Below are 2,750 nucleotides of genomic sequence, written 5' to 3'. Positions count from 1 at the left end.
TCATGGTTATGGACCCCGACGAGAGGGTGCGGGCCAATCGACTGGCCCTGCTGAGACGCTGCAATGCGCTCTTCGAGGAGGTCGGGGACCTGGGGGCCCTGAAGATACCGACAAAGAAAGCGGATTGATGCGGATTGATGACGGCCGGGGGACCTCGTCCCCCGGCTTTTACGATCGGAGCTTCCTTACGTGAGGTAAAAGAGGCGGCTATTGGCCGTTTTGCACTCCTTCGGACCGGGCTCCGCCGAGGGCGGTCAGGGTCCTCAGCTGTTCCAGGAGCCCGGAAGCGTTGTCGAGCGAGATGGATCCCACCTTCTCGCAGATGCGCTCCAGGTACTCCAGCTCCTTCAGCTTAAAGAGCGTGGCGTTCTCCTCCATGAGCTTTGCGGTGTTCAGCAGGCTGCGGGTGGAGGCCACCTCCTCGCGCCGGGTAATGATGCTGGCCTGGGCCTTTTTCTCCGCGACCAACACCGTGTTCATGATCTCCCGGACCTCGCCGGGCAGGATGATATCCCGGAGCCCCGCCGAGACGAACTCCACGGCCCCGTCGTTGGGCAGGGCCTTTAAGACCAGGGAGCCGAGATCGTGCCTGCGCTCCAGGAGCTCGTCGAACCTCAAGTGCCCCACCACCTCGCGCAGGGCGAGCTGAAGGGCTGCGTAGAGCTGGCGCTCCGGGTCCTCCTGTTCCCGATACAGACGCACGGGGTCCAGCACCCGGTACTTGCAGACGAAGTTGATGCGAAGGGATACCTTGTCCAAGGTAAGAATCTCCTGTCCTGCGACGTCCACCTGGCGGACGCGCAGGTCGCAGGATGTCCAGGCGATGTCGCGGCCGTTCTTCCAGAAGAAGTACCGCCCCGGCTCCAGCAGACGCTCAAAACGTCCGTCCACGTACAGCAGGGCGACTTCATGGGACTGAACCTCCAGCCGGGTGCACAGGGAGTCCGGGATGGCCTCCTGGACCGGTAGAGGCAGAACGGCGACCTCGTCCTCCATGGCTACGAGCCTGAACTCGTGGCTTCGGAATACCTTCCAATAGGCGTGTTCCCCCGGCTCCAGCACGCCCGCAAAGCGTTCGTCCACGAAATGCAGGGCGACGTGCCCGTCCGGGACACGCACCATCTCCACCTCCCGCACGAAGTTCTCGTCCCGAAGGTAGACCTGCAGCGGGATGTCGGCGTTCAGGGGCTCGTCGTTCACGCCGAGCCGACGGACTTCATCCCCAAGAAAGCGAAACAGCCAGTGTTTGCCCGTCCCCAGCATCCTCACGAAGCGACCGTTTCGGAAGAGGAACGCACGCTCGTTTTCACCGACCGTGATCTTCATCGTTTTGCCTCCTTGAAAGTCCTACAGGGACGTAGCTTTTGGTTTGATCGATGCTTCCTTAAAAAGATGAAATACGGCGTCGCCACCCTGTCCCCGTGGGGCTCCGTTCCGTCCGGGACACGCCGGGCCGGAGCCGTCCCCATCGGGGAGGCCTGGGCCGCGGTAGGTCCCGGACGGGGTCTCGGATGCCTCGAGACGGCTTCAGGGGCGTTCGGCAGAAAACTTCGGCCGAACCGGCAAACTGCCGTATCTCATCGTTTCAACTTCCGAGTTCTTTTGCTGCGCACTCAGCCATTGAGCTTCCCGGCCTCTCGGCCAGTGCGGGATTCGAACCCGCAACCTCGGTCCTGCGCTCTGCCTTTGAGCTACCCGACCCCTCGGTCGGAGCGGGATTCGAACCCGCAGCATCAGGATGCCTTTGCGCACGGTTCAGCGGAACGCCCAGAGGCAGGGCCCAAGGGCGCCGCCGGACTTTTCTGAGGTCCCCCGACGCGCCAAGTATAGTATAGCGGATTGGAGCAAAAAGTTCATTCGCCTTGGATTTATAATTTGCCTGTTCTCAAAATCGCAGGCAAAAAACACTGGGCAGGGCCGCCTTGAGTTGACGATCCTTTCGCTTCGACTGCCCTCCTGCTTGACTAAGGTCCGCCATTGCAATAGGAGCATATCTTGAGGGGTGGGTCACCTTCGTGTCGCCCCTGGGGCATTTCTTCATGTGCTTGACACTCAGTCCACCCGTGTCCACAATTCCATGATATAGATGATGATGTAAAAAACGATCCTGCATCCAATGATTTTTATCACGATAAGGAACGGCAGTTCGCCTTGGTACCCCTCGAAGGATACGGCAAGGTGATATACGAACCAAAACAGGCAGGGCAAAGCAAAGAAGAGTCCATCCACGCCCCGCGGGGAGAAGATGGCGTAGCGCTCCACAAACGCGCATGCAAAGTAGACGGCCGGAATCAAAATAAGTCCGAGCAGGAAGTATATTCCGCTGCCGCTTAAAAACGGCAGTAAAAGAGAGCCGCACAAAGCGCCAAGGAAACGGACTCTCCTGCGGCGTTTCTCCTCCCTCTCGCGGCGTTCCTCGAAGATGATCAGATCGGCCATCGAGGCAGTCTGCCTGCTTCCGCACGGTCTGCTGAGGATAGACTGTCGATGATCTGAAAAAAACGGTTCTTTCTCGCTTTTCCTCCCAGTGGTCCAAAACCTCATTGTCGACCTCCACCGACTCCGGACCGAGAATCGTATTGGCCCGTGCCTGTCCCCCGAACCGTACAAAGACAAAGTCCTGATTCGTCGCGGTTCGTCCTATCGCTCTATTGTGCGTGAATGCTGCGGAGAGAGCATCGGTGAGACGGCCCAGGGCGGCACATCAGGGCCGCGTTCCGGTTTTTTTGAAACAGACGGCCGGTGGATGG

2 protein-coding genes are annotated in these 2,750 nt (G+C 59.6%); both read right to left on the bottom strand.

The annotated features are described in order from the left end of the window. Window positions 1-207: 207 nt before the first annotated feature. A complete protein-coding gene (locus Q0176_RS07860) occupies window positions 208-1,326 on the bottom strand; it encodes a slipin family protein (RefSeq protein ID WP_299301169.1) in 1,119 nt (372 codons plus the stop codon). 726 nt (window positions 1,327-2,052) lie between these two features. Beyond that, window positions 2,053-2,439, bottom strand: coding sequence for a hypothetical protein (locus Q0176_RS07855; protein ID WP_299301166.1), 387 nt, complete (start codon window positions 2,437-2,439; stop codon window positions 2,053-2,055). Window positions 2,440-2,750 lie beyond the last annotated feature (311 nt).

The organism is uncultured Fretibacterium sp. (genome assembly GCF_938040765.1).
Lineage (GTDB): Bacteria > Synergistota > Synergistia > Synergistales > Aminobacteriaceae > CAJPSE01.
Note: the sequence above shows the minus strand (reverse complement) of the source record. Positions and strands in the feature narration are given on the sequence as shown.